We start from the raw sequence: 24,544 nt of genomic DNA on the forward strand, positions 1-24,544 counted from the left end.
ATGAACGAAGAAAATCAGCTGCAGCTGCAAATGGAATGCACGATTTTTTTTCAGGAGAATCCCTACGCAATGGAGTCCCGGGACGGGCTTGCCATGAGGCTCGGGCGCAAGCCGGAGCATCTCGAAGCCACCCTGCAGCGTCTGGTTTCTTTAACCATCCTGGAAAGGTTCGGTAATGGCCCGCGTTCCATTTACCGGTACGTGCCCCCCAAAATTACAACGGAAACGGTTGTGGGATGGACAAGTTCCTAGCCCTTCTGCAGAATCTGCAGGATACCTACGCTTCCCAGACGGGGATGTGCATGGTGGTCACCGATGCCCAGGGAAAGTACCAAACGCGGCCCTCGGGCAGGGTAGACTGGCTGACATGGATGGCGGAAGACAACGGCAAGAACAGCCTGTGCGACGAATGCCGGAAGGTCATGGGTATGTTTCAGCCGATGCGCAAGGCGGTCGAATACGAGTACAAGCCGGGGATTAAGCTGCTCGTGGCTCCGGTTCAGGTGGACGGCCTCGGCCCGATGTACCTGTGGGCGGGATTCTTCACAGAGACGAGAACCCGCCGGATCCTCCAGGAGTACTATGCCGCGGAGGAGAACCAGGGCCTGCCGGTGCGGGTGCTGCAGGAAGCCGTCCCCGAGCTTAACGGGGAGCAGAAGCGCCTGCTCGGCGAGAAGGTAGGAGCGCTTGCGGAAATCGCCTCTTCACTGACGACCGTTTCCGCCGAGCGCCGGTGGAACCGCCAGCAGATGGCGGTTGTCCGTGAGCTGGCTACGGTAGTCGACCGAACCGATACGAAGATCCGCGACCTGCTCCAGCTGTACTACCAGGCTCAGCGGGGGCTGGATTTCCTCGGCTTCGCCACGAAGCTTGACGAAACCCGGTTCCAGATCACCGAGGTCATGGGGGAAGCGGGGCTGGGCTTGACCGGCTCCACCTACTCCATGGGGGAGGGTCTGCTCGGCCATGTCGCGTCGACCCGTCAATGGGGACGGTGGTCCAACCTGTCGCGCGACCCCCGCACGCTATTTTTTACCCAGAACAACGTTCACCCGGAGGCCCTGTTCGCCTTCCCCGTGACGAAGGACTACTCCGTGACGGGGATCCTGTTCGGGGGGACCCGGCGGACCGCCGAAATTCCGGAGGAGATTATCGACCTGGCCCAAATGATAACCTCGCTGCTCAGCTCGAGGCAGACGTTCCAGGCGCTGAGGGAAGACCGCAACATGAATTATTTGCGGCTCACCATGCTGATGGAGCTGTGCCGCACGATGACGGTGGTCTCGGATATAAAGCGCGTGCTCTTCATTCTGATCGACATGGGGCTTAATCTGGCCCAAGGAGCGTTCTCCGCCATTATGCTGTGCCGGCCGGAGGGCAAAGCCCAGATGGTCTCGCGGGGCCTCCAGCAGAATCAGGTCGAACCATACATAAAGGATTTAATGAAACGCCACGGAAGCGGCGCTGCGCAAGGATTGTCCCGGCCTCCTGCCGGGATTGGGGAATTCCAGGGCAGCCCGGTGCTGGAATGCCCCTTGATGTACCAGGACGAATTCCTCGGGGTTCTGTGCATAGCGCTGCGCCGCGCTTCCGACTTTGAGGAATATAAGGAATTTATAACAAGCTTGGCCATTGTGGCGAGCGGGGCGATCCACCGCATCAAGGAGACAGAAAGCGACAAGGAGCCGAACACGGTGGAGGTGCTTCACCTGAGCCTGAAGCAGTGGGACCCGGACGGCTACGAGCTGTCCCGCGCCGCCAAGGAAACGGGGATTGCGTTTGCCCGTGAGCAGCAGCTCGCCGAGCGTGAGATCAAGGATGCGGGCGATGCCTGCCTGCTGGCCGGCTACGACGTCAGCCTGCTGCGCGGGCTGTCGCTCCGGCCGTCGCTTCAGCAGACGCTCGAGGAGCTGCAGCTTCTGCGCGGCAAGCGGGCGGGGGAAGCGGACGCGTCCGGCGCAAGCCGCGCCGCCCAGGTGGCCGCGCTTGCGCTCGACAGCGTAAGCGGCCGCAAGGGCGCGCTGGCCCGGACAGGCGAGCGGGTTCACCCCGAGCTGCGCGAGGCGTTCGTCTCCTTCCTCGGACGCCAGGAGATCGTGGATCTGGAGGTGTCCGTGACGCAGTCGGCGGCTGCGCGCGAGGAAACCCGCCACGATCCGATCCAGGCGATCAAGGAACTGACGTCGCTCTCCTCGCGGGAGCAGGAGGTGCTCGGGCTCGTGGCGGTGGGCCGGAGCAACCGGGACATTGCCGAGAAGCTTTTTATAAGCGAGCATACGGTCAAGAACCACATGACGAACATCTTTCACAAGCTTGGCGTGTCGGACCGTTCCCAGCTCATCGCGCTCGTGTACCAAATGGGCTATACCCAGCCCCCGGACTAGTCCTGTTTTCATATCCCGCCGTTTCCTATCCGGTAGGACTTATGTCTTACCGCAGGAACCCCCTTCCTTACCGGGAGGGGGTTTTTGTCATGCCGGCGGGCCGGGAAGGAGGCGGTGAGGACGGGAGCTTCCTATCCATCGGCCGTTCGGGAAGGGAATTGTCGATTTATGTCTCTTCAGGTAGGAAGTTAGTGGCATCTCACGTCATTTCCTGAAAAAGTAAAGATAAGAAGCTTCGGTGATACTTTTTTTGTCTAAATAATAAGAAAATAGACTATAGAGAAACCACATCAACGAACGCGCACCATACAGGGATAGGCAAAGGAGTGGTTCCCATGAAAAACCAAGCATCCCCCGCCACCGAGTGGGTTCAGCTGGCCGGGCAGTTCGCCCGGGACAATAAACAGACATCTTTCCTGCTAAAACGAATGAAAGCCCACGATATATTCATATACGAACATTCCCTTCGCGAAGCGTACTACAGCCTGCTTCTCGCCCAAGGGCTCGGGTTGAGCGGCAAGGAGCAGGAGGTGCTGTACCGTTCGGCCCTCCTGATGGACATTGGCAAGCTGCGGGTGACTTACAAAGTGGAGGCCAATCTGGACGAGTCGGGCACCCCTTCGATCCTCATGCATCCCCAATACAGCGCGGACATCCTGAAGCCCTTCATCGACCGGGGGCTGGTAGACGGGGAAGCCGTTCTGCAGCATCACGAGAACCTGGACGGCACCGGGTACCCGTACTACCGCACGTGGGAGGACATTACGCTGAACGCCCGGATTCTCCGGGTGGCGGACAGCTTTGCGGCAGCGACCTCCTACGACAAAAGAAAAGGAACGGTCCTCGGCATCGAGGCCGCCTTGGATGAGCTCTACCGCTGGAGCGACATGATGTATGACGCGGACCTGGTCAACATGCTGTGTCATTATTACGGCGCGGAGATCAAGAAGGACAAGCCGGAGAAAACCTCGACGCTTCGTCTGATCAATCATTAATCAAGGAGCCGGGCACGGCTTCGGGGCAGAAGCAACCGGCTGCTGCTTCAAGAAGGAGAGGAGGGCCCCACTCCTCTTGAGAGCAGAAGAGGCGGGGGGGCTGCCCTGCGTTCGCGTACGGGGGGGCAGATTAGGCCGGTCGGCACGCGGCTTGCCCTGCTGCGTCCATCCGCGAGGAAAGGGACCGTCTTGCCTGCCGCCGAGTCCTCGCAGGGGGGGGCCGGTCGGCGCGCTTTGCTAAAGCGGAAGGAAGAGAGGACCAGCCTTTGGTTCACTCGCTCTCTAACGAATCGGGGGAACCTTATTTAGCCGAAAACGGCCTTGCCAAACTTCTAACGAATCCTGGTCGTGTTATTGGCTCTCTAACGCTCCTTTTTACCGGGGGTCGGGCCGAATAGGGTGTGGAGGATTCGTTAGAATTTACGAAGGGTCTTTTTGAAGCGAATAAGCAGTGTACGATTCATTAGAATTTCCGACCAGTCGCTTGGTTACCAGGCCGGACGCGAAACCGATAGCTGAAACAACAAAACAAAAAGGCGCTCTCCAAGTCATTCCGGATGACTTGGAGAGCGCCTTTTGGCCGTTTCGCCTACTTCTCCTCGAGCCAAGGCTTCAGCTCGGCCTCATATTGGGCGTAATAGACCTCCCACTCGCTCTTGTCGAGCTCTTTCGGCTGTCCGTCAACCGCCGCCTCCAGAAGGCCGAGGCACACCTGCCAGCCGGCCAGGTCCTTCGGGGTATGGCCGGTCATTTGGACGATGGTCTCGATCAGCACGAGACGGCAGCCATCGCCTTCCGGATACAGCTCGAAGCGGACGCGGTCCTTGCCCCAGGTGTATTCCAGCACTTCCTTCTCCTTAACCTCCAGAATTTCGAGTTCCTCGAACGTGCCGTTCTTCATGTCGAAGCGGATGATTCCACCCGGACGAAGCTCCTGAATCTGAAGCTGCCCGAACCATTGGGCGAGCTTCTCGTTCTTCGTCAGGGAGGCCCAGACCTTCTCGACGGAGTGCTTCAGGCGGCGTTCAAAACGGGCGGTGTACCCCTCCCCGGTTTTCTTCACAACAGCTAACATCAAACATCCTCCTCTTCATCGAGATGCCGTTCCAGGGCATCCAGTTTGCCGGACCAGAACGAGCGGTACGGTTCGAGCCAGTGGTCGATGGCTTCGAGCGGCTCCGCACGCAGCCCGTAAAGGTGCTTCTGTGCTTCTTTTCGGACCGAGACGAGGCCAGCCTCACGAAGGATCCTTAGATGCTTGGAGATGCCGGGCTGGCTGAGCGACGACAGGGCGACCAGCTCGCCGACCGACCGCTCTTTCATCCTCAGGTAGTCGAGAATTGTTCGGCGGTTCGGTTCCGCGAGCACTTCAAAGAGATTAACAGGCTTCATGCTCACTATATTACCACATGGTTATATAACTTGAAAGCAATATTTTAAGGGTGCGACAATCAGAATCAAGCCGTTCGGGTATTGCAGGCCTCGATGCATGCTCCAAAAGAGAAGGCTGCGGTTAGGGATCGTGACAGGAAAAATGTTCTTGAAACCGCTACCAAAGCGTAGTAATATGATAACAAACGTTACCGGGAACGTTTCCGGTAACGATACCGGAAACGAAAGCGAGGTGACAAAGTGGCCAATATCAAGGACATCGCGAAGCATCTGGGCATTTCCGTCTCGACCGTTTCCCGGGCGATGAACGATCATCCGGACGTCAGCGAGGAAACGAAGAGCAATGTGATGCAGGCGGTCCGCGCGCTCAATTACCGGCCGAATGCGCTGGCCAAGGGGCTCATCCAGAAGAAGACGTTCACGATCGGCCTGATGATCCCCGACATAGCCGACCCGTTCTTCTCAGAGCTCGGCGACGCCGTCGAGAGCAAGCTGTTCGAGCACGGCTACCAGGTCATTTACGGTAACACCAAGCGCAACCCGGCCAAGGAGAAGCAGTTCCTGATGACCGCGATGGAGCGTCAGTACGACGGCCTCATCCTTACTCCGGATCACTTGGATGAAGAGTTCGTCGACCTGCTGACGAACCTGCCCATGCCGGCCGTGTTCTTGCGCAGACGAACCCCGCCGGGTTTGTCCATGCCTTTTATCGACGTCGATCATCACCGGGCGGCGCTCGATGCGATGGACCATTTAATCGGACTCGGCCACCGGCACATCGGCTTCATCGGCATGCCGGACAATTCCTTCATCGGTAACGAGCGCCTCCGCGGCTACCGGGAGCGCATGGAGCTCAGCAGGCTGCCCTGCGATCCGACGCACGTGGAGACCGGCGGCCGCTCCATCCGCGACGGGAGGGAAGCGATGGAGCGGCTGTACGCCCGCCATTCTGAGTTGACGGCGGTTTTCGCCGCAAACGATCTGCTCGGCATCGGTGCGCTGGAATGGTTAGCGAGGCGGCAGATTCCGGTACCGCAGCGGGTGTCGGTGATCGGCTTCGACAATTTGAATCTGGCGGAGCTTCACTGGATCCAGCTGACGACGATGGAGCAGCCGCGCCCGCGGATGGGCAGCCGGGCAGCAGAACTGCTTTTACGCATGATGGAAGATAAAGCGCTTAATCCTGAACCGGAGCTGTTCGATACGAAGCTCATTATCCGCGGCTCCTGCGCGTCAGCAAGCGGGAACGCCTAATCCGCTATCGAGGGGAGAATCGGTAAGCATGCTTTGGTATTTCAAGAATGCCGGGAAACGAAAATGGATCGAATTCCTTCTGCTTGTCGTCTTCGCCGTCTTCTTCATGGGACCGCTGCTCAATCTGCTGCTTCTGGCCTTTACCGGCAAATGGCAGTATCCGGCCCCGATTCCGCAGTCGTGGTCGCTCGACTGGTGGAAATTCGTGCTCTCCAAGGACGAGGTCGTGAAGTCGATCGGCCTGTCCTTCCTCATCGCCACCGTCGTAACCGCTCTCTCGATTGTGCTGTGCATTCCGGCGGCTTATGCTTTTGCGCGTATCCGGTTTCCGCTGAGCCGTCTGTTTCTGTTCTCGTTTCTGCTGACCCACGCCTTCCCCAAGATGGGGCTGTATGTCTCGATCGCCGTGCTGTTCTACAAGCTCGGTCTGATGAACACGTTCATGGGCGTCGTGCTCATCCATATCGTCAACACGCTCATGTTCATGACGTGGATCCCGTCGTCGGCCTTCCGCAATGTGCACCAGTCCCAGGAGGAATCGGCCCGGGACGTCGGGGCGAGCCCGTTTCGCGTGTTCTGGAGCATCACCTTCCCGATGGCGCTGCCGGGCATCACAGTCGCTTCGATCTTTACGTTCCTGAACTCGCTGGACGAAGCTCAGGGGACCTATCTCGTCGGTATTCCGGATTTCCGTACGATGCCGGTCGTCATGTATTCGATCATTTCCGATTATCCAAGCACGGCGGGAGCGGTCTTCTCGATTATTTTGACGCTTCCGACGATCGTCTTGCTGCTGGCGGCGCAGCGGTTCGTATCGGCCGACGTGATGTCCAGCGGCTTCCAAGTGAAATAGCGTGAGCGATGACGAGAGGGAGGTTTCCATGATTCAGCTATCCATTCAAAATCTGACGAAACGCTACAAAACGGGAGAGGGCGTCACGGACATTTCCCTCGATGTGCAGAAGGGCGAGCTGGTTACGCTGCTCGGCCCGTCGGGCTGCGGCAAAACGACCGTGCTCCGCAGCATAGGCGGCTTCATCGATCCGGACTCGGGCGACATTCAGATCGAAGGGCGGAGCGTTCGGAAGCTGCCTCCGGAGAAGCGGCCGACCGCGATGGTGTTCCAGGGCTACAACCTGTGGCCGCATATGAATGTGTTCAACAACCTGGCCTTCGGACTCAAAATCCGCAAGAAAAGCGGAAAAGAAATCGAGGCGGCCGTGAAGCGGGTGTTGGAGCTGGTCCGGCTCCCGGGCAGCGAGAAGAAGTATCCGGCGGAGCTGTCGGGCGGCCAGCAGCAGCGCGTTGCCGTGGCGAGAGCGTTCCTGCTGGAGCCGGCGGTGCTGCTGCTCGACGAGCCGTTCTCAGCGCTCGACGCCAAGCTGCGTCACGAGATGCGCGAGGAGCTTCGCGACATTCAGGCAAGCACGGGGCTCACGATGGTGTTCGTGACGCACGACCAGGAGGAGGCGCTCTCGATCTCCGACAAAATCGTCGTCATGAATGCGGGCCGGATCGAGCAGATGGCCACGCCGCAGGAAATTTACGACCACCCGCGGACGTTGTTCGCCGCCCAGTTCATCGGCAAGATGAACTTCATCAAGGGCACGGCCGAGGGCGGCCGGCTCCAGGTGGGCCCGCTTTCTTACGATAACCCGGAGGGCCTCTCCGGCGAGGCGGTTATCGCCGTCCGTCCGGAGGATATCGTCCTGACGAAGCCGGAGGAGGGCCTTTCCGCCGGCATTCATCAGATCATGGTGCTCGGGCATTACGCCGAGGTGTCGCTGGAGACGCCGGCGGGTGTGCTGAAAGCCTTTATACCGCGGGATAAAGTGCCTGAGCTTCGTCCCGGTCAGCTTGTCGGTTTGACGTTTTCCAAGGTACTGGCTTACCGGCCGGCCTAAGAAAAATATGCTGAGGAGGAATGAGGATGGTCACCAGGAAGAAACGGTTGGGAATGGCGCTGGCTTCGGTACTCGTCTTGTCGGCGCTTGCCGGATGCGGGGATAAGGCAGTGTCCGGGACGGGAGGGGACGGCAAGGGCAAGCCGGACGAGATGCAGTTCTATTTTACCGGTTCGCTGAATGTGAAGGAGCTGTGGGAAACGCTGGTGCCGATGTTCGAGAAGGCCAATCCGAATGTGAAGGTCAAGCTGGTGTATATCGATTCCGGCTCCGGCGGGCAATCCACCTTCGACCGGATCATGGCCGCCAAGCAGGCGGGACAGAAGTCGGGCAATATCGATCTGTACGAAAGCAGTCTGAGCGACCTGACCAAGGGCATGAAATCCGATTTGTGGGCCTCCTTTGACAATTCCAAAATTCCGAACCTGAGCAAGATCGATCCGAACAATCTGAAGAATTTGAACGGCGCCGGCATTCCGTACCGCGCGTCCGCCGTCATTCTGGCTTATAACAGCGCGAAGGTGGCGACACCGCCGAAGACGGCCGACGAGCTGTACGACTGGATCCGCAAGCATCCGGGACGCTTCGCTTATAACGATCCGGCGACGGGCGGCTCGGGCGACTCCTTCGTGCAGACGGCTATCTACAACTTCCTGCCGCCGGAGGCAAGCACGAGTCAGGACCCGGCAATCATGAAGCAGTGGGACAAAGGGTTCGCCCTGCTGAAAGAGCTTCACCCCTACATGTATCAGAAGGGCGTTTACCCGAAGAAAAACCAGGGGACGCTCGATCTTATGGCCAACGGCGAGGTTGACATCATCCCGGCCTGGTCCGATATGGCGCTGGAGCAGATCAGCAAGAAGGTGCTGCCTGACACGACGAAGCTGACTCAGATCAATCCGTCTTTTACCGGGGGTCCGACGTATCTGATGGCGCCTAAGCTGTCCGAGCATCTCGATTCGGTTGCCGCTTTCCTGAACTTCGTCCTCACCCCAGAGGCGCAGACGGTCATCGTGAACAAGATGTACGGGTATCCGGGCATCAAGTGGTCCGAAATGCCGAAGGAGCTGCAGGATAAATTCAAGGATGTGGCGGGAGGCTACCGGACCTTTAACCTCGGCGATCTGGGCAAGGAAATCCAGAAGCGCTGGCAGCAGGACGTGGCGGGTGGGCAATGAGTAAGGCGGTCAAGCAAGGCATTCTGGGGCTGGCGCTGGTTTTTCCCGCATTCCTGCTGCTGTGCCTCGTCGTCATCGTTCCGATCCTTCTGGCCATCAACGAGAGCCTGAAGGACGACCAGGGGAATTATTCCCTGCAGAGCTATCAAACTTTGTTCACCGATAAGGTGATGGCCGGCAACATTTGGTTCACGCTGAAGCTGACGGTCATCTCGGTCGTGCTCGTGCTGCTCATCTCGTATGCGCTCGCCGTCTACATGCGCTTCAGCGGCGGTCCGATCGTCGCCGGCATCCGCAAGATGTACATGATCCCGATCTTTATTCCATCGGTCATTGCGTCCTACGGGATCATTAACATGTACGGCAATCACGGCTGGCTGTCGCGGCTCCTGCTGCCCTTCGGAATCGAGACGATTCCACGCATCATTTTCGATTACAAAGGGATCATTCTCGCCAATTTGTGGTTCAACATCCCATTTACCACGATGCTGCTCACCTCCGCCTTGGCGGGTATCCCGAATTCGGTCATCGAGAGCGCCAAGGATGTGGGGGCGGGCCGGCTGAACATATTCTTTAAGTTGATTGTTCCGCTTTCCTACCGGACGATGCTTGTGGCGGTCACATTCAGCTTCATGGGCATTATCGGCGGGTTCACGGCACCGTTCTTGATCGGGCCGAACTCGCCGCAGGTGCTCGGTGTGGCGATGCGGCAGGTATTCTCGGTGTACCAGGAGACGCAGCTGGCCAGCGCGACGGCCGTTTTCATGTTCGTGCTGTGCTCGGTCATGGGCTATTTCTACATTCGGACGATGATTAAGGACGATAAAGCTTCGATGCATTAAGGAAGGCTTGGGGGCAGGCGATTCCCACCGGATAGAGGGAGGAGCCTGCCCTTCTCAAAAGCATACAGAGAGACCACCGACACGGAGGGAAACGGTTATGAAGCAGGATATAGCTGAGGCGCAGTCACCCGGCGGAGTGGAACTCAAGGAAGGCCAGGATTGGACGATACCCTTCGAGCTGACGCAAGGAGGGTTTGCCGAGCTGGAGCTGAACGCCAGGTCGGAAAGCGATTGGCGGGTCACCGATTACGAGTCCGTTGTGGTGCGGATTTGGCTGCAGGAGGAATACAACCAGGACTGCGTGCTGTTCTACGGCAGCCGACCGCTCGAGTACCGGCGTCTGCTCGGCAGGCTGGAGCCCGGCCGTTACACGCTGCGCTTCGAGTTTCAGCGGGAGCTGTCGTCGCCGCAGGTGACGCGTGCGTGGATCGATTCGGTCCGGATCGCACTGGTGCCGGGGGAGTCCCCGATGCACGAGATTTACCGGCATGCGCCGGTGCTGTACGGCCGGAACGTGTACCACCCGTACGAGAGCCGCTATACCGATACGCCGCTGCTGATGTTCTACTTCACAGAGCCGCTCGCGGACGGCAGGGCGATCGAGTACCAAATCATGTTCTCCCATGAGGACGAGGGGACGCCGACGCCGCTGCTCATGAGCAAATGGGGGAGGACGACCGATATCGAATGGGTGTACCGGGTGGAGCTGAATGAGGCGGGAGAGGTCCGAAAGGCGACTTTCCAGGGTCCTCACCACATGAGGACCGAATTCGCCGGGGGAACCGCGCTGGGCGGGCATCCCGTGCTGCAGGCGGCGACGACGAACGGCATGGTCGATCATACCGTCACATCCGCGTACCGGTTTCTGTTTCCGCCGGTCTATGCCTGGGACCAGATGAAAGAACCGCGCGAGCGGGTGATGGACGCCTTCCCGTTCACGTATCAGGTTACCGCCTGGGAAATGGAGCGGCAGTATCCGGCGGAGAAGCCGACCATCCTCAATACGTACCGGCTTGGCGATCTGCGGAACTACCTGTATGTTCAGACGGCCAAAATCACGCAGGATCCGCAGCAGAAGACCTCGATCGATGTGCAGGTGAAGCTGAAGGACGGCGGCTGGTATTCGAGCAGCTTCGGCGACCTGCGGCAGGGCAATTTCCGCTGCGCGTACGACGGTCCTTACGCCCAATTCTCGACGACGGTCCGGCTTCCGGAAGGGACGGACTATGAGGATATCGAGGAGATCTGCGCCGTCTGGCTTCCCGGCGGAGAAGAGTCGGTCACCGTGCCGGAGCTTAAGGCCCTGTTCCTCGATGAGGACTATGCCCCGCTGCCGCCGATCCGTGCGGCAAGGGCGGTGGTGGTGACGAAGGCGGAGCCGAGGCAGACGATGTGGAGGAGGGGAACGCCATGAACACGCTGCTGAAGGCGGAAGGCATGGTTACGCCAAGCTGCTCGAAGAGCCACATCGCCTATACGTTCCACCTGCACCGGGAATGCCGTGAGCTTCACGTGGCTTTTGCTTACGAGCCGAAGACGCTGGCCGATGAGCAGCTGACGGAAGAGCTGATCCGGGAAGGACTGGGCCGGTACCTTCCTGCCGAACGACAGGGAGCCATCGGCGACGGGTGGAAGGAGTACAGCCCCCTTAACAACCTGCTGACCTTGTCGTTCGACGACGAAGACGGGTTCCGGGGCGCCGGACACCGGCATGACCCCGACCAGCACCTGATCATCACCGGGACGGAAGCTTCGCCCGGTCTCGTGCCCGGCGTGTTCCCGAGGGGGCAGGTTACGGTCATGATCAATCTGCACTGCGTCGTCACGGAGGAATGCCGGTACCGCCTGCACGTCTGGGAAGGAGGGGATGGCTTATGATCCGGTGGCTGCCGGCGGAGCTGCACTGCCATACGTTCCACAGCGACGGCAAGCAGTCGCTTCTGGAGCTGGCCGAGGCGGCCCGGTCGCTTGGGCTGGAGGCGGTGGCCCTGACCGATCACAATACGATGACGGGTCTCACCGGCCGGGAGGAGGTGACGGCCGCCACCGGGGTGGAAGTCATCCCGGGTCTGGAGTGGACGACTTTCTTCGGCCATATGCTGACATTGGGCATCACGGAATACGTCGACTGGCGCAACCTCAGTCCGTTCCACATCCATCGCGGCATCGAAGGCGTGCACCGCCAGGGCGGCCTCGTGGGCGTGGCCCATCCCTTCCGCGTCGGAAGCCCGATGTGTACGGGCTGCTTCTGGGAATTCGAGGTGTCCGACTGGAACGAGGTCGATTACGTCGAGGTCTGGTCGGGCCTGTTCCCGTCCATCCGCCGCAATAACGCCCGGGCCTTCGCCCTGTGGACGGACCTGCTCAACCGGGGACACCGCATCGCCGCCACCTCGGGGCGGGATTGGCACGTGTCCGACCCGGTGCCGGAGCCGGTCTCGGCGACGTACCTGGGCCTCTCGGCCGAGACGCAGGCTTCGGCCGGCTTGGCCGGTGCGGCACTCGAAGCGCTTCGCCGGGGAAGAGTCGCCGTGTCCATGGGACCGCGGCCGGAGCTCTTCCTCACGACAGCGGAGGGGCACCGCTGCGGTCTCGGGGATGAGGTGTCCCTGCCCGCCGGCGGGAGGCCGGAGGCCACGGTGACGGCCGGCGTTGATTTCACGGCGCGGGCGGGCCATTGGGAGCTCCCTGGTGGGACACTGCAGATGAGGCTGATGAGCAACCGGGGCGAGCTGGCCTCCGTCGCACTTACCCGGGTGCGGCCCCAAGCGGAGCTGACGCTCGATATGAGCGGAGTCGCTTGGCTGCGGGGCGAGCTGACGGGCGTCTTTTGCGGGGCGCATACGATGATCGGGTTTACGAACCCTGTTTATGTTGACTAGTGCCTTATCCGCCACATACGGAGGTTAACTCGCCAATAAAGTTACGGAATAAGGCACTAGCTTCCGCAAGAGCCTTAGCAAAAGTGGCTGCCGGCCCGGGCTGAATCAAGCCCGGGCCTTTCGTATGTCCCTGCAGCGGAGCGGGCCGTTTCCATCCTTGGAACGGAAACCGGTTTTTTAGCCGCAGGGGAAGCTCTATGGTGATATACTTTTCCTGGAAGATAAGAGGAGAGGGATGTGTCCATGAGAGAGAAGCGGTGGGAAGAGGCGCGGGAAGCAGCGGAGAAAGCGGCGCAGGAAGCCGGCAGACTGGCCAAGGAACGGTTCAGCGGGGAGTTTCATACCGAGGAAAAGGACGAGCACGGAGATTTGGTGACGGAGGTGGACCGGCTGGCGGATCAGAGGGCAGTCGCCATCCTGAGGGAGCGCTATCCGGATCACCGGATCATCAGCGAGGAAGGAGGAACGGACGGAGAAGAGCACGTGTACGTATGGCACGTCGATCCGTTGGACGGGACCAACAATTATGCGATGGGGCTGCCCTTGTACGGCGTGTCCGTTTCCCTCACCTTCCGGAACCGGCCGGTGGTAGGAGTGGTGTATGATTCCCATCTGGAGATGCTTTATTCGGCAGCGGACGGGGAAGGGGCCCGGATGGAAGGTAGGCCTATTCACATGAAACCGCCGGGGGAAATGACCCGGGCTACCTTGTCCTGGATACAGGGACATAAGGTGGCCAAAGCGGACAATGCCTGCAAAAGGCTCCGCCATGGATTGGAAGACCGGGTCAAAAGGGTGCTGCGCGTATGGGCGCCCTCCCTTACCTGGGCGATGCTTGCCCGCGGAGACCTGCAGGGGATCGTTCTCTACCAGTCCGAAGGGGAGGACCTGTACGCGGGGATGGTGCTGGCCCGGGAAGCGGGAGCCGTCATCACGGATTACAGGGGCAACCCGGTGGAGACGCTGGAGCAGCTGGAGCGGGAGCCTTATCTGGTGGCGGCCCATCCAAGGCTGCATCCTTCCCTCCTTAAGATGGTTCAGGATTGTTTAGGGGAAGACTAATGGGGAACGGGGCAGACTTGGACAAAAAGGGTTGACAGGAAACCAAAAGGTTTCCTATAATCAGAGGTGTGAAAGGAAACCGAAAGGTTTCCAAATGACAGGCGGCCGCTGCCGTTTGATTTTGTCGGGGAAGGACGAGCGAAGATGCAGGAAGAGCTTTTGAAGAAGCTGAAATACAAGGAAGGAAGGGCCCTTGTCTTGAACGCACCGGAAGGGTACCGCCTTGGGGTGGAGGAAGAAGGTTCTCCGGAAGGAACCTACCCCTTCGTTCAGCTGTTCGTTAACGATTCCTCCGAGGTGGAGAAATGGGTTCCCGAAACGGTTCCCTTTCTGGCCGAGGATGCCGTTTTCTGGATTACCTATCCGAAGCAGAGCTCTAAGATCAAGACGGATGTCAACCGGGACCGGCTCTGGTCACTTGTAGAGGGAAAGGCTCCCTACCGGCCCGTCAGCAATGTTGCGGTCGACGACACTTGGTCGGCCCTCCGGTTCCGTCACGTGGACAAAGTCAAGCCTAAGAAGTAACCGCTGCCTGTCCGTTCCGCTGGAAGGCGGCTTCTCCCGACTTCACCATCAACCCATTAACAGGAGGTTTATCGAATCATGAGCTCAACCAATACGCTGCCCCCCATCCGCCAGACCCTGACCCTGAATGCCCCCATCCGCAAGGTATGGGAGGCGGTCGCCACCTCCGAAGGCATCGCCGCCTGGTTCATGCCCAATAATTTCAAGGCGGAGGAAGGCTATGAATTCCATCTGGAGGCCGGTCCTTTCGGCAAGTCGCCGTGCAAGGTAACCGAGCTGGATCCTCCCAACCGCTTGTCCTTCTCGTGGGGAAAGGACTGGACCTTGACCTTCGAGCTGAAGGAAGCGGGAGACGCGACTGAATTCACCCTGACCCACTCGGGCTGGAACGCGGAGGGCGTAACCGAATTCGGCCAATCCCACCGGGAAGTCCGGGAGACGATGGCTCAAGGCTGGGCGGGGCTCGTCAAGAAGCTTTCCGCTTACGTCGAGGCCTAGAATGGCCAGGGCCTCGTCCAAGCCCGATGTGTTCCAGGCCATTGCGGACCCGACGCGCCGAAGCCTGCTGAAGCTGCTGGACGAAAGGGAGCTGCCCGTTAACGCCATCTCGGGACATTACCCGATGTCCCGTACAGCCGTCTCCAAGCATCTTCGCATTCTCGCGGACGCCGGACTGGTCAAGGAGAGGAAGGTCGGCCGGGAGACGAGGTACCGGTTCGATCCTGAGCCCCTGCTGGAGCTGAAGAGGTGGCTCGCTTACTACGAACGGTTCTGGGAAAACCGGCTGTCGGCGCTTAAGCGCTATGTGGAGGAGGACGGGGAGGAAGAATCCGGCTCGCCGCCTTCCCTAACCCCCCTTGCGGGAGGACAAGAGAAGGAACCTCCGAACCGATAGACCCGGGCCCTGCCGTCCCGTCGGGCTCCACCGGACCAACAGCGGTGCCTCCCCCGGAGGAGAGCCGGCGGAAGCCTGCAAAGCCCTCCCGTTCGGCCAACACCGGCCGCGGTCCCTATCCTTCCGCAGGCTGACTCCGGTTCCTTCCCTCCTAGGCGCAGCTCCTTCCTCCGCGTTATGCGGTGGAGGGAGCTGCGCCTTTTTGGACTTGGGGGAAACGGTCCGGCTTTGGGAAGGCGGTTGCTGCCGTAAGGCGGCCTGTCCCTTTTTGGGCAGGGGCCTTATGGTGCTGGGGCCTACTTGAGCAGGGTATAGCCTCCGATAACCGGCAGGGGCTTCTCGACTCCGTTCGCGGCATTCACGATGCCGAGAACCGCCAGCACGACGCAGAACAGGTTGGCCAAGGGCAGCAGAATCCACCCTACAATGGGGATGATGGTGAGCACCACATTGGCGATCACGGCGGTCAGGAAGAGAGTCAGCCCCTGGTTGGCGTGGTAGGCGGCGAAGCGGGAATCCTTGGCGGCGATTAAAGGGATAAAGAAAAGGATGTAGGCCAGAATGGCATACACTTTGTTCTCCTCCACGTCGGGGGACTGCCTCTGCGGCGAAGGGTCTTGCGGCATGAAGATGCACCTCCTTTGGTCGATGGATAGGTTTTTCCTTATCCTATGAGGGGGGGACACGGCCTATGCCGGAGGGGGAAACATTTTGCCGCGAGTTTCGTACATACCTAGAGTGCCTTATCCGGTAACTCGGTTGGCGAGAAAACCTCCGTATGCGCACGAAAATCACAAGGAAAGCAGAGGGGAATCCGAAGGATAACGCCCGGGGGGAAGATTCATCAAGGAAAGCAGGGAAAGCGAATGAACGTGCTGGAAGTAGAGATTGAGAAGGCGGGCTATAAGGACCGGCCGGACGTCATCCAAGAGATCAAGTTCTCCGTTCGGGCCGGAGAGCTGGTGGGGCTGATCGGGCCGAACGGAGCCGGCAAAAGCACGACGATCAAAGCCCTGCTCGGTCTGCTCGGCGAGATGAAGGGGAACGTGGTGATGGCCGGAAAGGGGACCTATGGGTATATTCCGGAGCATCCCATCCTCTTCGATGAGCTGACCCTGTGGGAGCACCTGGAGCTCGCCGCGGCGTCCATGGAGCATCCGCTCCCGGATTTCCAAGCCCGGGCGGAGGAGCTTCTCGCGCGGTTCCGGCTGACGGAGGTGCGCCATCATCTGCCCGCGAGCTTCTCGAAGGGGATGCAGCAGAAGATCATGCTCATTCTGGGCTTTCTGCAGAAGCCGGAGGTGTACATCGTGGACGAGCCGTTCATCGGGCTCGATCCAAAGGCGACCAAGGACTTTCTGGAGGGCTTGAAGGAAGAGAGAGGGCGGGGAGCCGGCGTGCTCATGTCGACCCACGTGCTCGATACGGCGGAGCGGATCTGCGATTCGTTCGTGCTCCTGTCGGAAGGGCGTCTTGTGGCCCGCGGGGACTTGGAAGCGGTCCGGCAAAGGTGCGGCCTGCCGGGCGGCAGCCTGTTCGACTGCTTCCATTCTCTGCTGTAGGAGGGCTCCCATGGTAACCATCAACCGCTTGTTTGCCCGCCGGGTGCGCAGCTATTGGGTATACCAGGCCAAGGCGCTGGCTACCGTCATGGATTGGACCGTCGCGCTGTATATCGTGGTGCCGGCGCTTCTCTTCGCCGGTTACCAATACAGCCGCTGGTGGATGGAGGCTCCCGGCTGGCTTGCCTGGGTGCCGCTTCCGCTGTGGTACGCGGGGCTGTTTCTATTGGTCCTGACCGGCAAGGTTCGTTATTACGTAGAGGCCGGGGACCAATTGTTCCTGCGGCAGGGAACCAACTGGGTCCGGAAGCTGATGGCCCGGGGCATGCTCTATTCGCTTGGCGCATTCGTGCTCCGGAATGGGGCGGCGTTGGCGCTGCTTGCACCTTTGCTTATAAAGGGCTACGGGTTGGACGCCCTGGTCCTGCCCCGGCTGCTTACGGTGCTGGTTCCCGTCACTTTCCTGCTCGCCCTGGCCGGGCAGTGGGGGGATTTCCGCTGGGCGGGGCTCAAAAAATGGGGCCTGGGCCTTCTTCTGCTAATGGCCGGAGGCGTTGTCTTCTCAGCCGCCGTTCAAGCCGCTTCCGCCGGCGGGGTTCCCTTCTGGCTCGCGGCGGCGCTCCTTCTGGCGTCCCTGCCTTATGCCGCAGGGAAGCGGCTGGAGCAGAAGGGAACCTTCCTGCACGATGCCGACCGGGAGCTGGAGGCCAAGCTTGCCCTGACCAAGCTGCTGCTTGGGGAGATGGCGGCGCGCAAACCTCTTATCCGACGGAGAAGACCGCTTCTTTTCCGGTCCTCGAACCGGCTGTTCCGCAAGCGGACAGCCGAGAACGGGTTGGCGGAGGCCCAGATCAAAGCCTTCTTCCGCAGCCGCAGCGCGCTGGTGACCTATCTGCAGCTGACGGGCGTCTGCCTCGCGGGAGCCCGCTTCGTGCCGCATCCGGTGAATTGGGCCATTTGGCCGGCGGCGGCTCTGCTTTTCACCTATTACGCGAAGCTGTACGTCAACGGGGTGAACGAGCACCCGTTCATCGGCCTTTTCCGCTGGAAGGAAGGGGTCCGCTTTACGGCCATGCACCGGACGACTCTCGGCATCATGCTGCCGGGCTTTCTGGCCGTTTCGGCGGTCATCGGGTTCACCACCCTGCCCTGGTGGGGGGCCCTCGGCCTGCTGGCGGGCTCCGCGGGAGCGGCTTACCTGACCGTGAGCCTTCTTCTGACGGGAGCCGGGCGGCCCCCGGGCGCATAGACAGCAACGACAAAATTCGCTAGTATTAAAAGAGTGTTTTAAGGGAACAGGCAACTAGCGGCTTATCCGGCAGCTCTTAGGGCACGGCTTTGTAATCCGCCGTTCTTATTCCCTTTCCTCATGGGAATTACAAGGATGACAAGGTCTCCCTTTTGCGGATAAGGCCGCTGGCAGGTCAAGGAGGCTTTCTTCGATGCATCAGGAATGCATATACTGCAGCCGGGATGAGCGGCTCGAGAAGCTCATGATCGAGATCATGGAGCTGAGCGTATCTACGCTTTATTTGTTCAAGGAGCAGACTTATTTCGGTCGCTGCCTCATCGCCTTGAACGAGCACCAAAGGGAAATCTTTCATCTATCCGAGGCGACCCGCAGCCTGCTGATGGCGGATATGGCCAAGGTGGCCGGGGCGATCGAGAAAGCCTTTCTGCCGGACAAAATCAATTACGGCTCTTACGGCGATACGATGCCGCACGTGCATTTTCATATCGTTCCGAAATACAAAGACATGGAGATGTGGGGCCAGCCGTTCGAGATCAATCCGAACCGCGTCTATTTTACCGACGAGCAGTACCAGGGCATGATCGAGAAATTAATCAAATACTTGGCGTGATCCGAATAGGGGAACCGGAATGGGAACCGGCTGCAGGGGAAAGGCTAAGAAGTAACCTGATCCAGTGCCTCTCGGGGAATGTCCCGCCGGGGTGCTGGCCGGCATTAACGCAAAAGGAGACTTCAAAATGCCTGCACCGATTTATTTTACTTTTCCGGACGCCCCTTCCGCCTCTCAGGCGATGGACATGCTGCTCGAGCTGGGCTACAAGGCCCGTCCGGTTCTCCGGCTGGACCTGGCCAGAGGGGACCTGACCTCGGCGCTGGAAATTGCCCAGGCCTACGGAGGGTCCCCGTTTGATCCGCGGGAAGCGGTCGGCGAGACGGAGGCGTTCGCGTCCGCCTATGGGCTCGGCGATGGCTTCCGCGTAACCGCACGCGAGGCGGGGGACGGGCTCCGGCTTTCCGCCTATGGGACGGAGGAAGGGATCCGTATTCCGGCTCACGTGGTGGCGGAGGATCTCCCCGAGGCCTATATGCACGCGTCCCCCCGTTCGGAGGGGAGCTATGAAGAGACCGAGGGGGCCGGCTTCGATCCGTCCGGTGACGATTACGACCGGTTCCCTCCGGGCATTCACGTCTAAGCCGGTCCTTCGGTGGAACAAGGGAATAAGCCGTTTGGAAGCGCGCCGCAGGAGTTCATTCCTGCGGCTTTGCTCTGCGCGGGATGGGGATGGAAGGAAAGGGGAAGGAAGATGAAAAAGTTTTTGACCATGGGCAGCCTGTCCTATCTGCTGATCGGGCTCGCCCACGTGGTGGCCGGCTCGGTGATGCCGGAGCTGCTGCGGCACTACGGCCTGCCGTATGAGGCGGGCGGCGCCCTTATCTTTAGCCAATTTGCCGGTTTTCTGCTCGGGGTCCTGGTGACGCCCGCTGTCTTAACCGTAGCCGGCCCGAGAAAAACGCTGGTGCTGGCGGCCGGGCTGCTGACCGCGGCGGAGATCACCTATACGGTGCTGCCTCCCTGGGGAGTGATGCTGGCCGCCGCCCCGGTTGCCGGTGTCGGCTTCGGGACCATCGAGGCGGTCATCGGAGCGCTCGTGATCAGTTCCACGGGGGAGAAGCGGGCCGTCTATATGAGCCGGCTGGAGGTATTCTTCGGGATCGGGGCGCTCGTCATCCCGATTCTGGCGGGAATCTGCATATGGCTGGGCTTCTGGAATACCTCTTTCCTCACGGTTGGCGGGTTATCTCTCCTGCTGGCCATCCTGTGGGCCCGCCTGTCGTTCGGCGAACTCGACGCCGCGCTTGCCCGCAAGCCGAAAACCGTGCCCGAGCCCGGGCAGGAAACCGGCTACCGGGGAAAGGCGCTGGTTTATTTTTCCCTGTTCGTCGCCTTCTTCTTCCTATACGTGGGGCTTGAAATGAGTCTGGTGAATTTCTTTCCTTCTATTCTCTTGGAAAAATTCAGTATGGAAAGCGCCGGTGCCTCCGTCAGCGTCACGCTGTTCTGGCTCGCCATGGCGGTCGGCCGTATTTTTGCCGGGACGCTGTCGATGCGGGTAGGATACGGCAAATACCTCGTCTGGGGCTGCGCGGGCACGCTGCTGTGCCTGGCGGGGCTGCGTCTCGCGCCTTACTACGGGCTGACCTTCGGGTTTCTTATGCTGGCGGGTCTTGCCATGGCGGGACTGTTCTCTATCGCGCTCGTTTATGCGAGCCATCTCCTCCCCGGCCGGGAGGAGCGGACCACGAGCCTGCTGATCGGAGCCGGCGGACTGGGAGGAGCGGTGCTTCCGCTGCTGACGGGCTGGAGCATGGATCATTGGAAAGTGTTCGGCACGCAGTCGCTGCTGGCGGCCGTATCGCTCCTGCTGATTCTTATGGTGGGGGCGGCGCTTGTTATGGAAAGAGCCGGAAGAACCGTAAGAACCGAAAGAACCGGCTGACGCGGTCTGAATAACCGGCCTCGCCAGCCGGTTTTTCTTTATGCACTTCCGACAAAAGAGCAGCAGAAGAGAGCAAGGGCCAGGAAATTCATGATTTCGCTTCCGGAAAGCGCTTGTAATGGCCTTATATCGGTCCATAGGCTTCCCCGTGTCCCGAAACGCCTCTTTACAGAGGGCAAAGGGGTGGCGTATGATACGTTTCGTGGCCGGAATTATCCGGTCCGGTTAATCGTCAAACGAATTGTTGGTCTTGAAATAAATCGTCTAGATCGCTGAATTCCAAGCCAGGCTTGGAAACGGGGGAACCAATCGAAGGCAGGCGGCCTCGCGCCGCTTCTTCATGGGGTGAATCGTTCCGGATGCTTCCGGAAGGTAGGGCGACTCTCACGTCCGAATCCGTCAGCTAACCTCGCAGGCGTTACCGGGAGAGGCAACCATTGTCGTGCGCAGAAAGGCCATTTAGAGCATGGCCTGACCAGAAGCCGCGGGAAGAGTTCCTCTTTGTGCAGGCTTCTTTTTGCTACCATGGGCCGGGAGCGGACTGCCTAACCATTTTAAAGGAAGGTGCATCATGATTTATCTCGTTCTCTTTGCCGGCCTGTTTCTGGTGGGGTGGCTCGGCCTTACCCTCATCGGGTTTACGGGAGGGAGCGGCCCGTTCAATCCGAACCGTCTACGCAACCGGGTTCTGGTGGCGTTCGCCCAGGCGGCCGTGCTCAGTCTGCTGCTTGCGCTGGTTCATCCGCTGTAGGGGCTTGCTGGCCGCAAGGCGGCAGTCTCTTTTCCTAGTTTGTCACGCCTCGTCCCTTGTTATAACCTAAGCTTTAAAGTAAGCCGGCCCAGGCGGGGACGGCTTTTTTGGCGTGGCCGCAAAGCAAAAAAGAACAGGGAGCCCCTGCGGCCAGGGACTCCTCTTGATTATCGTCTATTTAATCAGCCAGTAAACGACGGCCAGCACCACGCCGGTGAACGCCAGGAAGAGAAGCGTCTTCTTCATTTCCTTCAGGACGACATCGGGCTTCTCCGGGTTCCGGTTCGGTTCCGGTTGATGATTAGGATTCTCCACTTAACTTTCGCCTCCTTCTACTTAACGTTAGGAACACGCTAAGCGGAAGGGCCGGATGTAATGACACCGGTACTTGTTGATATCGAGGAACAGCTTCTTTAACCGGATGGGAATGGTGGACAAGAAGAGGTACCGGGTCTTCGTCAGAATCTGGCGAAGAAGGAGCATCACCACCGGAAAGAACAAAGCAGCCGGTTCTTTCTTCAGGAGAAGCAGAGGGGAAGAAGACTGCCGGGTAACACCGTCCAGCCGTTTGGCGGGATCGTGCCGTATCTCCTTCGGCTCCTTAAGCAAGGGATCCGTCATGGAGAACGCACAGAAGAAAGCGGAGGCTAACACACATAGGATAACCAGCCATTGAAGGATAGGGTGTTTCCGCAGCTTAAGGTTGGGCATTCCATCACCATAGGGTTCAATTTGGATAGCGGGTAGTTTCCGCTACTTACTAGGGTAGCAGGTCCGGGAGGATCCTTCAAGAACCGATTCCCCAGCCGATTATTCTTCGCGGAATTGGGTAAGGATTAGGACAGGAGGTGTTTCCCATGCAAGATCAACCCATGAATCCTTCCATCCCACCTGAGGTAACGCCTAAGGTGACACCTGAAATAAAGCCGCAGACTCCGCCGGAAACGAGCCCGAACCCGGTGCCGAAGCCGGAGATTCAGCCGCCCGCTCCGCCGGATGTGAAGCCGGCACAGCCGCCGGAGATCAAGCCGGTCAGCCCGCCGGAGGTCAGCCCGACGACTCCTCCGGGGAAGACGGTTACCTGAGCGGGTACGCCGATTGAGAGCAGGTAGAGCGAACCAAGCGGCGGGTAACCGCTGTAAACGGCAAGAGCACCACCGAAGGAAGACGCCCGGCCTTACCGGCTCGTCTTTCTTTCGGGGTGCTCTTTTTGGATGCTTAGCGGGCGGGCGGACGCCTTACGGCCGAACCCGCCTTGTTTTCTGCTTCCATCCCGAAGCGTTCCAGGTGGTCCAGCAACCCTTCACGGAGAAGAATCTCCTTCTGGCGGGGCCCCATAAGGTCATAATGAGGGAAGGGAGGACGCTGGTGGATGTAGATCGGATTAAGCTCGTTTGCCCGGCACCATTCCGCAAGACGCCCCTTGTCCGCACATCCGACCTTGGTGACGGTTCGGATGCCCGGGAACCGCTCGTCGTACCAATAGTGGGTCAGGAAGGCGAGCCTGCCCTCCAGGACATCCGCCTTCCAGCGGGCGAGCTCATCCCGGGTTACCCCAAACGCCATGTCCATTCCTCCTTCCCATATCCGTTCGATTATTTCCAGAATGCCAAAAGAAGCCGCGGGGAGCCCGCCGCTTCTTCTGCAAGGAAACCTAATTAGAAGGACGGCTCGGCTCGTGGAACCCCGCCTCGCTCGGCGACTTCTGGTTGGCTTTGCTGTCCGTGGCATTGCTGCTGTGAGCGGCCATGCTTTGGTTTTTCTGTTTGACGGATTTGCTTTTGCCCATGTGAGGTCCTCCCGGGTGAATCAGGGTACCGGCTATTCTTCCCTCCGGTTCTCCTCTATGTTGCTCAGAATCCGTTGGAAGCTATTCGTCATGCCCTGGATCTCCTCCGTGGACAGGCCGGAGAACAACGAATGGTAAAGCTTATGCCGGTAATCCCGGATGGATTCGAGCTTGCTGCGCCCCTTCTCCGTAATGGCGAGGTACACCACCCGCCGGTCCTTCTCATCGCGGTACCGCTCGGCGAAACCGTCTTCAATGAGTTTATCCGAAAGTCCGGTTATCGCCCCGGACGTCATGTACAGCGCTTCCGCCAAGGAAGACGCCTTCTGCGGCCCTTCGGCTTCCAGCTTCTCCAGGATCACGGCCTGGGAGCGGTTTATGTCGGCCAGTCCCCTTTGCCATTCGCTTTGCATTTTTTTGATGACTTGCCGGAAAACCTTTTCCAATTCCAGAATTTCTGAACGCGGCACGGTCATCCCCCCTTCTGCATCCCCGTTCTATAGTGAAATGCTATCATATTCCGGCATGCAGGTAAAACCTCCTGTCCCGTTTTCGCCAAAATAAGATGCAAAATCAGCCCATCCCTGTGGGAGAGGGGGGCGGCAGGGCAGATTGACAAGGAGAACCACATTTTCTATAGTAAAAGAAATCCAACTATATAATGGTCAGACCTTTAGAGAAAGAAGGGATATCCGGTGGAAAAAGCGGAAAAAGTAAACCTTTCCCATATCGTATCCGAGCGTATCAAAGCCTATATACTGGAAAGGGAGCTGAAGGAGGGGGATAAGCTGCCCTCCGAGAAGCAGCTGGTGGAATCGCTTGGGGTAAGCCGTACGGTTGTGCGGGAAGCCCTTAAATCGTTGGAGCTGCTCGGAATCCTCCGGATCAAGACCGGGGACGGCATCTATGTGGATGCCTTGTCCATGAAGCCGGTCATCGACCAGATGTCCTTTCATTGGCGGCAGAGCGAGACAAGGATGAAGGAGCTCTGGGAGACGCGGCGCATTCTGGAGCTCGGTGCCGTGGAAATGGCCATTGAACGGTACGACGTGGAGCGAATCGAAGAAATGGATCAATGGAATGAGGCGTTCGCCCGTAAAATCGAGCTTCGGCAGATGCCGTACGAGGAGGACCTCCAATTCCACCGGACGCTGTTCAAGGCGACTGGCAACAACACCTATCTCGAATTCTCCGAGATCCTGACGGACTTCTTCAGCAGCATCCGGCAGCGGCATTTCGGCAACGTCGAAGATACGAAGCTCTCCTTGGAGGAGCACCGCCGCATTGTTCATTTCATCCGGGAGAAAGACCCGGTCCACGCCAAAAAGGAGATGGAGCGCCATCTGCTTCCGCTGCGACGGTATATAAGCAAGTGATCC

At 59.3% G+C, this 24,544-nt stretch carries 31 protein-coding genes and 1 riboswitch; of the genes, 23 read left to right on the forward strand and 8 right to left on the reverse strand.

Annotated elements, in window-relative coordinates:
* From MJA45_RS02870 to MJA45_RS02880, 3 genes are all read left to right on the forward strand, one after another.
* On the forward strand, positions 1-252 hold the full coding sequence (locus tag MJA45_RS02870; RefSeq protein WP_315605797.1) for a hypothetical protein: 252 nt from the start codon (positions 1-3) through the stop codon (positions 250-252).
* Positions 237-2,384, forward strand: a complete 2,148-nt coding sequence (locus MJA45_RS02875) for a LuxR C-terminal-related transcriptional regulator (protein ID WP_315605798.1) — start codon at positions 237-239, stop codon at positions 2,382-2,384. Before MJA45_RS02870 ends, MJA45_RS02875 begins: the two co-directional genes overlap by 16 nt.
* Positions 2,385-2,719: 335 nt before the next feature.
* Complete coding sequence (locus tag MJA45_RS02880; protein WP_315605799.1) at positions 2,720-3,379, forward strand: HD-GYP domain-containing protein; 660 nt, start codon at positions 2,720-2,722, stop codon at positions 3,377-3,379.
* A gap of 589 nt (positions 3,380-3,968) precedes the next feature.
* On the opposite strand, the gene MJA45_RS02885 is transcribed toward MJA45_RS02880, so the two are convergent.
* Both MJA45_RS02885 and MJA45_RS02890 read right to left on the reverse strand, forming a co-directional pair.
* Positions 3,969-4,454: an SRPBCC family protein gene (locus MJA45_RS02885; protein ID WP_315605800.1), complete on the reverse strand. Its 486-nt coding sequence runs from the start codon at positions 4,452-4,454 to the stop codon at positions 3,969-3,971.
* Positions 4,454-4,771 carry an ArsR/SmtB family transcription factor gene (locus MJA45_RS02890; protein ID WP_315607923.1) on the reverse strand — a complete coding sequence of 106 codons (318 nt, stop codon included), beginning with the start codon at positions 4,769-4,771 and terminating at the stop codon, positions 4,454-4,456. Before MJA45_RS02890 ends, MJA45_RS02885 begins: the two co-directional genes overlap by 1 nt.
* Positions 4,772-5,011: 240 nt before the next feature.
* On the opposite strand from MJA45_RS02890, the gene MJA45_RS02895 reads away from it, so the two are divergent.
* The 12 genes from MJA45_RS02895 to MJA45_RS02950 all read left to right on the forward strand — a co-directional run bounded on the left by MJA45_RS02895 (position 5,012) and on the right by MJA45_RS02950 (position 15,313).
* Complete coding sequence (locus MJA45_RS02895) at positions 5,012-6,025, forward strand: LacI family DNA-binding transcriptional regulator (RefSeq protein ID WP_315605801.1); 1,014 nt, start codon at positions 5,012-5,014, stop codon at positions 6,023-6,025.
* 28 nt (positions 6,026-6,053) lie between these two features.
* Positions 6,054-6,878, forward strand: a complete 825-nt coding sequence (locus MJA45_RS02900; RefSeq protein WP_315605802.1) for an ABC transporter permease — start codon at positions 6,054-6,056, stop codon at positions 6,876-6,878.
* Positions 6,879-6,906: 28 nt separating this feature from the next.
* The gene (locus tag MJA45_RS02905; RefSeq protein WP_315605803.1) at positions 6,907-7,929 is read left to right on the forward strand and encodes an ABC transporter ATP-binding protein; all 1,023 of its coding nucleotides are present in this window, start codon (positions 6,907-6,909) and stop codon (positions 7,927-7,929) included.
* A gap of 26 nt (positions 7,930-7,955) precedes the next feature.
* The gene (locus MJA45_RS02910; RefSeq protein ID WP_315605804.1) at positions 7,956-9,107 is read left to right on the forward strand and encodes an extracellular solute-binding protein; all 1,152 of its coding nucleotides are present in this window, start codon (positions 7,956-7,958) and stop codon (positions 9,105-9,107) included.
* A complete protein-coding gene (locus MJA45_RS02915; protein ID WP_315605805.1) occupies positions 9,104-9,949 on the forward strand; it encodes an ABC transporter permease in 846 nt (281 codons plus the stop codon). The genes MJA45_RS02910 and MJA45_RS02915 overlap by 4 nt, the downstream gene beginning before the upstream one ends.
* A 97-nt stretch (positions 9,950-10,046) precedes the next feature.
* A complete protein-coding gene (locus tag MJA45_RS02920; RefSeq protein ID WP_315605806.1) occupies positions 10,047-11,363 on the forward strand; it encodes a hypothetical protein in 1,317 nt (438 codons plus the stop codon).
* Entirely contained in the window at positions 11,360-11,827 is a 468-nt protein-coding gene (locus tag MJA45_RS02925; protein WP_315605807.1) for a hypothetical protein, read from the forward strand. Before MJA45_RS02920 ends, MJA45_RS02925 begins: the two co-directional genes overlap by 4 nt.
* Positions 11,824-12,831 carry a CehA/McbA family metallohydrolase gene (locus MJA45_RS02930; RefSeq protein ID WP_315605808.1) on the forward strand — a complete coding sequence of 336 codons (1,008 nt, stop codon included), beginning with the start codon at positions 11,824-11,826 and terminating at the stop codon, positions 12,829-12,831. Before MJA45_RS02925 ends, MJA45_RS02930 begins: the two co-directional genes overlap by 4 nt.
* A 243-nt stretch (positions 12,832-13,074) precedes the next feature.
* Positions 13,075-13,893, forward strand: coding sequence for an inositol monophosphatase family protein (locus MJA45_RS02935; protein ID WP_315605809.1), 819 nt, complete (start codon positions 13,075-13,077; stop codon positions 13,891-13,893).
* Between the two features lie 144 nt (positions 13,894-14,037).
* Complete coding sequence (locus MJA45_RS02940) at positions 14,038-14,418, forward strand: hypothetical protein (RefSeq protein ID WP_315605810.1); 381 nt, start codon at positions 14,038-14,040, stop codon at positions 14,416-14,418.
* 78 nt (positions 14,419-14,496) lie between these two features.
* The gene (locus MJA45_RS02945) at positions 14,497-14,916 is read left to right on the forward strand and encodes an SRPBCC family protein (RefSeq protein WP_315605811.1); all 420 of its coding nucleotides are present in this window, start codon (positions 14,497-14,499) and stop codon (positions 14,914-14,916) included.
* A 1-nt stretch (position 14,917) separates the two neighbouring features.
* Complete coding sequence (locus MJA45_RS02950) at positions 14,918-15,313, forward strand: ArsR/SmtB family transcription factor (protein ID WP_315605812.1); 396 nt, start codon at positions 14,918-14,920, stop codon at positions 15,311-15,313.
* A gap of 296 nt (positions 15,314-15,609) precedes the next feature.
* On the opposite strand, the gene MJA45_RS02955 is transcribed toward MJA45_RS02950, so the two are convergent.
* Complete coding sequence (locus MJA45_RS02955) at positions 15,610-15,939, reverse strand: DUF4870 domain-containing protein (RefSeq protein WP_315605813.1); 330 nt, start codon at positions 15,937-15,939, stop codon at positions 15,610-15,612.
* Positions 15,940-16,179: 240 nt separating this feature from the next.
* Here MJA45_RS02955 and MJA45_RS02960 point away from each other — a divergent pair, with 240 nt between their 5' ends.
* The 6 genes from MJA45_RS02960 to MJA45_RS02985 all read left to right on the forward strand — a co-directional run bounded on the left by MJA45_RS02960 (position 16,180) and on the right by MJA45_RS02985 (position 21,376).
* Complete coding sequence (locus MJA45_RS02960) at positions 16,180-16,875, forward strand: ABC transporter ATP-binding protein (RefSeq protein ID WP_315605814.1); 696 nt, start codon at positions 16,180-16,182, stop codon at positions 16,873-16,875.
* 10 nt (positions 16,876-16,885) lie between these two features.
* The gene (locus MJA45_RS02965) at positions 16,886-18,124 is read left to right on the forward strand and encodes an ABC transporter permease (protein WP_315605815.1); all 1,239 of its coding nucleotides are present in this window, start codon (positions 16,886-16,888) and stop codon (positions 18,122-18,124) included.
* Between the two features lie 193 nt (positions 18,125-18,317).
* On the forward strand, positions 18,318-18,737 hold the full coding sequence (locus tag MJA45_RS02970) for an HIT family protein (protein ID WP_315605816.1): 420 nt from the start codon (positions 18,318-18,320) through the stop codon (positions 18,735-18,737).
* Between the two features lie 127 nt (positions 18,738-18,864).
* The gene (locus tag MJA45_RS02975; protein ID WP_315605817.1) at positions 18,865-19,320 is read left to right on the forward strand and encodes a hypothetical protein; all 456 of its coding nucleotides are present in this window, start codon (positions 18,865-18,867) and stop codon (positions 19,318-19,320) included.
* 111 nt (positions 19,321-19,431) lie between these two features.
* A complete protein-coding gene (locus tag MJA45_RS02980) occupies positions 19,432-20,625 on the forward strand; it encodes an MFS transporter (RefSeq protein ID WP_315605818.1) in 1,194 nt (397 codons plus the stop codon).
* Positions 20,626-20,885: 260 nt separating this feature from the next.
* Positions 20,886-21,058, forward strand: a riboswitch (cyclic di-AMP (ydaO/yuaA leader).
* 138 nt (positions 21,059-21,196) lie between these two features.
* On the forward strand, positions 21,197-21,376 hold the full coding sequence (locus MJA45_RS02985) for a hypothetical protein (protein WP_315605819.1): 180 nt from the start codon (positions 21,197-21,199) through the stop codon (positions 21,374-21,376).
* 174 nt (positions 21,377-21,550) lie between these two features.
* Here MJA45_RS02985 and MJA45_RS02990 read toward each other — a convergent pair whose 3' ends face one another.
* Together MJA45_RS02990 and MJA45_RS02995 are read right to left on the reverse strand one after the other, a co-directional pair.
* On the reverse strand, positions 21,551-21,691 hold the full coding sequence (locus tag MJA45_RS02990) for a hypothetical protein (protein WP_315605820.1): 141 nt from the start codon (positions 21,689-21,691) through the stop codon (positions 21,551-21,553).
* 27 nt (positions 21,692-21,718) lie between these two features.
* Positions 21,719-22,087, reverse strand: a complete 369-nt coding sequence (locus MJA45_RS02995; protein WP_315605821.1) for a hypothetical protein — start codon at positions 22,085-22,087, stop codon at positions 21,719-21,721.
* Positions 22,088-22,233: 146 nt separating this feature from the next.
* On the opposite strand from MJA45_RS02995, the gene MJA45_RS03000 reads away from it, so the two are divergent.
* Complete coding sequence (locus MJA45_RS03000; protein WP_315605822.1) at positions 22,234-22,461, forward strand: hypothetical protein; 228 nt, start codon at positions 22,234-22,236, stop codon at positions 22,459-22,461.
* A gap of 133 nt (positions 22,462-22,594) precedes the next feature.
* Here the strand turns inward: MJA45_RS03000 and MJA45_RS03005 are convergent, their stop codons facing one another.
* The 3 genes from MJA45_RS03005 to MJA45_RS03015 form a co-directional block, all read right to left on the reverse strand.
* The gene (locus MJA45_RS03005) at positions 22,595-22,942 is read right to left on the reverse strand and encodes a hypothetical protein (protein WP_315605823.1); all 348 of its coding nucleotides are present in this window, start codon (positions 22,940-22,942) and stop codon (positions 22,595-22,597) included.
* A gap of 88 nt (positions 22,943-23,030) precedes the next feature.
* Positions 23,031-23,165 carry a hypothetical protein gene (locus MJA45_RS03010; RefSeq protein ID WP_315605824.1) on the reverse strand — a complete coding sequence of 45 codons (135 nt, stop codon included), beginning with the start codon at positions 23,163-23,165 and terminating at the stop codon, positions 23,031-23,033.
* Between the two features lie 32 nt (positions 23,166-23,197).
* Positions 23,198-23,578: a MarR family transcriptional regulator gene (locus tag MJA45_RS03015; RefSeq protein ID WP_315605825.1), complete on the reverse strand. Its 381-nt coding sequence runs from the start codon at positions 23,576-23,578 to the stop codon at positions 23,198-23,200.
* 282 nt (positions 23,579-23,860) lie between these two features.
* On the opposite strand from MJA45_RS03015, the gene MJA45_RS03020 reads away from it, so the two are divergent.
* Positions 23,861-24,541 carry a FadR/GntR family transcriptional regulator gene (locus MJA45_RS03020; RefSeq protein ID WP_315605826.1) on the forward strand — a complete coding sequence of 227 codons (681 nt, stop codon included), beginning with the start codon at positions 23,861-23,863 and terminating at the stop codon, positions 24,539-24,541.
* Positions 24,542-24,544: the final 3 nt, after the last annotated feature.

It is taken from the genome of Paenibacillus aurantius (genome assembly GCF_032268605.1).
GTDB lineage: Bacteria > Bacillota > Bacilli > Paenibacillales > NBRC-103111 > Paenibacillus_AO > Paenibacillus_AO aurantius.

Bases quoted from the DNA above. Each gene is read 5' to 3' on its own strand.
- MJA45_RS02870 (WP_315605797.1), top strand. From the start codon at position 1: ATGAACGAAGAAAATCAGCTGCAGCTGCAAATGGAATGCACGATTTTT.
- MJA45_RS02875 (WP_315605798.1), top strand. From the start codon at position 237: ATGGACAAGTTCCTAGCCCTTCTGCAGAATCTGCAGGATACCTACGCT.
- MJA45_RS02880 (WP_315605799.1), top strand. From the start codon at position 2,720: ATGAAAAACCAAGCATCCCCCGCCACCGAGTGGGTTCAGCTGGCCGGG.
- MJA45_RS02885 (WP_315605800.1), bottom strand. From the start codon at position 4,454: ATGTTAGCTGTTGTGAAGAAAACCGGGGAGGGGTACACCGCCCGTTTT.
- MJA45_RS02890 (WP_315607923.1), bottom strand. From the start codon at position 4,771: ATGAAGCCTGTTAATCTCTTTGAAGTGCTCGCGGAACCGAACCGCCGA.
- MJA45_RS02900 (WP_315605802.1), top strand. From the start codon at position 6,054: ATGCTTTGGTATTTCAAGAATGCCGGGAAACGAAAATGGATCGAATTC.
- MJA45_RS02905 (WP_315605803.1), top strand. From the start codon at position 6,907: ATGATTCAGCTATCCATTCAAAATCTGACGAAACGCTACAAAACGGGA.
- MJA45_RS02910 (WP_315605804.1), top strand. From the start codon at position 7,956: ATGGTCACCAGGAAGAAACGGTTGGGAATGGCGCTGGCTTCGGTACTC.
- MJA45_RS02915 (WP_315605805.1), top strand. From the start codon at position 9,104: ATGAGTAAGGCGGTCAAGCAAGGCATTCTGGGGCTGGCGCTGGTTTTT.
- MJA45_RS02920 (WP_315605806.1), top strand. From the start codon at position 10,047: ATGAAGCAGGATATAGCTGAGGCGCAGTCACCCGGCGGAGTGGAACTC.
- MJA45_RS02925 (WP_315605807.1), top strand. From the start codon at position 11,360: ATGAACACGCTGCTGAAGGCGGAAGGCATGGTTACGCCAAGCTGCTCG.
- MJA45_RS02930 (WP_315605808.1), top strand. From the start codon at position 11,824: ATGATCCGGTGGCTGCCGGCGGAGCTGCACTGCCATACGTTCCACAGC.
- MJA45_RS02935 (WP_315605809.1), top strand. From the start codon at position 13,075: ATGAGAGAGAAGCGGTGGGAAGAGGCGCGGGAAGCAGCGGAGAAAGCG.
- MJA45_RS02940 (WP_315605810.1), top strand. From the start codon at position 14,038: ATGCAGGAAGAGCTTTTGAAGAAGCTGAAATACAAGGAAGGAAGGGCC.
- MJA45_RS02945 (WP_315605811.1), top strand. From the start codon at position 14,497: ATGAGCTCAACCAATACGCTGCCCCCCATCCGCCAGACCCTGACCCTG.
- MJA45_RS02950 (WP_315605812.1), top strand. From the start codon at position 14,918: ATGGCCAGGGCCTCGTCCAAGCCCGATGTGTTCCAGGCCATTGCGGAC.
- MJA45_RS02955 (WP_315605813.1), bottom strand. From the start codon at position 15,939: ATGCCGCAAGACCCTTCGCCGCAGAGGCAGTCCCCCGACGTGGAGGAG.
- MJA45_RS02960 (WP_315605814.1), top strand. From the start codon at position 16,180: ATGAACGTGCTGGAAGTAGAGATTGAGAAGGCGGGCTATAAGGACCGG.
- MJA45_RS02965 (WP_315605815.1), top strand. From the start codon at position 16,886: ATGGTAACCATCAACCGCTTGTTTGCCCGCCGGGTGCGCAGCTATTGG.
- MJA45_RS02970 (WP_315605816.1), top strand. From the start codon at position 18,318: ATGCATCAGGAATGCATATACTGCAGCCGGGATGAGCGGCTCGAGAAG.
- MJA45_RS02975 (WP_315605817.1), top strand. From the start codon at position 18,865: ATGCCTGCACCGATTTATTTTACTTTTCCGGACGCCCCTTCCGCCTCT.
- MJA45_RS02980 (WP_315605818.1), top strand. From the start codon at position 19,432: ATGAAAAAGTTTTTGACCATGGGCAGCCTGTCCTATCTGCTGATCGGG.
- MJA45_RS02985 (WP_315605819.1), top strand. From the start codon at position 21,197: ATGATTTATCTCGTTCTCTTTGCCGGCCTGTTTCTGGTGGGGTGGCTC.
- MJA45_RS02995 (WP_315605821.1), bottom strand. From the start codon at position 22,087: ATGCCCAACCTTAAGCTGCGGAAACACCCTATCCTTCAATGGCTGGTT.
- MJA45_RS03000 (WP_315605822.1), top strand. From the start codon at position 22,234: ATGCAAGATCAACCCATGAATCCTTCCATCCCACCTGAGGTAACGCCT.
- MJA45_RS03005 (WP_315605823.1), bottom strand. From the start codon at position 22,942: ATGGCGTTTGGGGTAACCCGGGATGAGCTCGCCCGCTGGAAGGCGGAT.
- MJA45_RS03010 (WP_315605824.1), bottom strand. From the start codon at position 23,165: ATGGGCAAAAGCAAATCCGTCAAACAGAAAAACCAAAGCATGGCCGCT.
- MJA45_RS03015 (WP_315605825.1), bottom strand. From the start codon at position 23,578: ATGCAAAGCGAATGGCAAAGGGGACTGGCCGACATAAACCGCTCCCAG.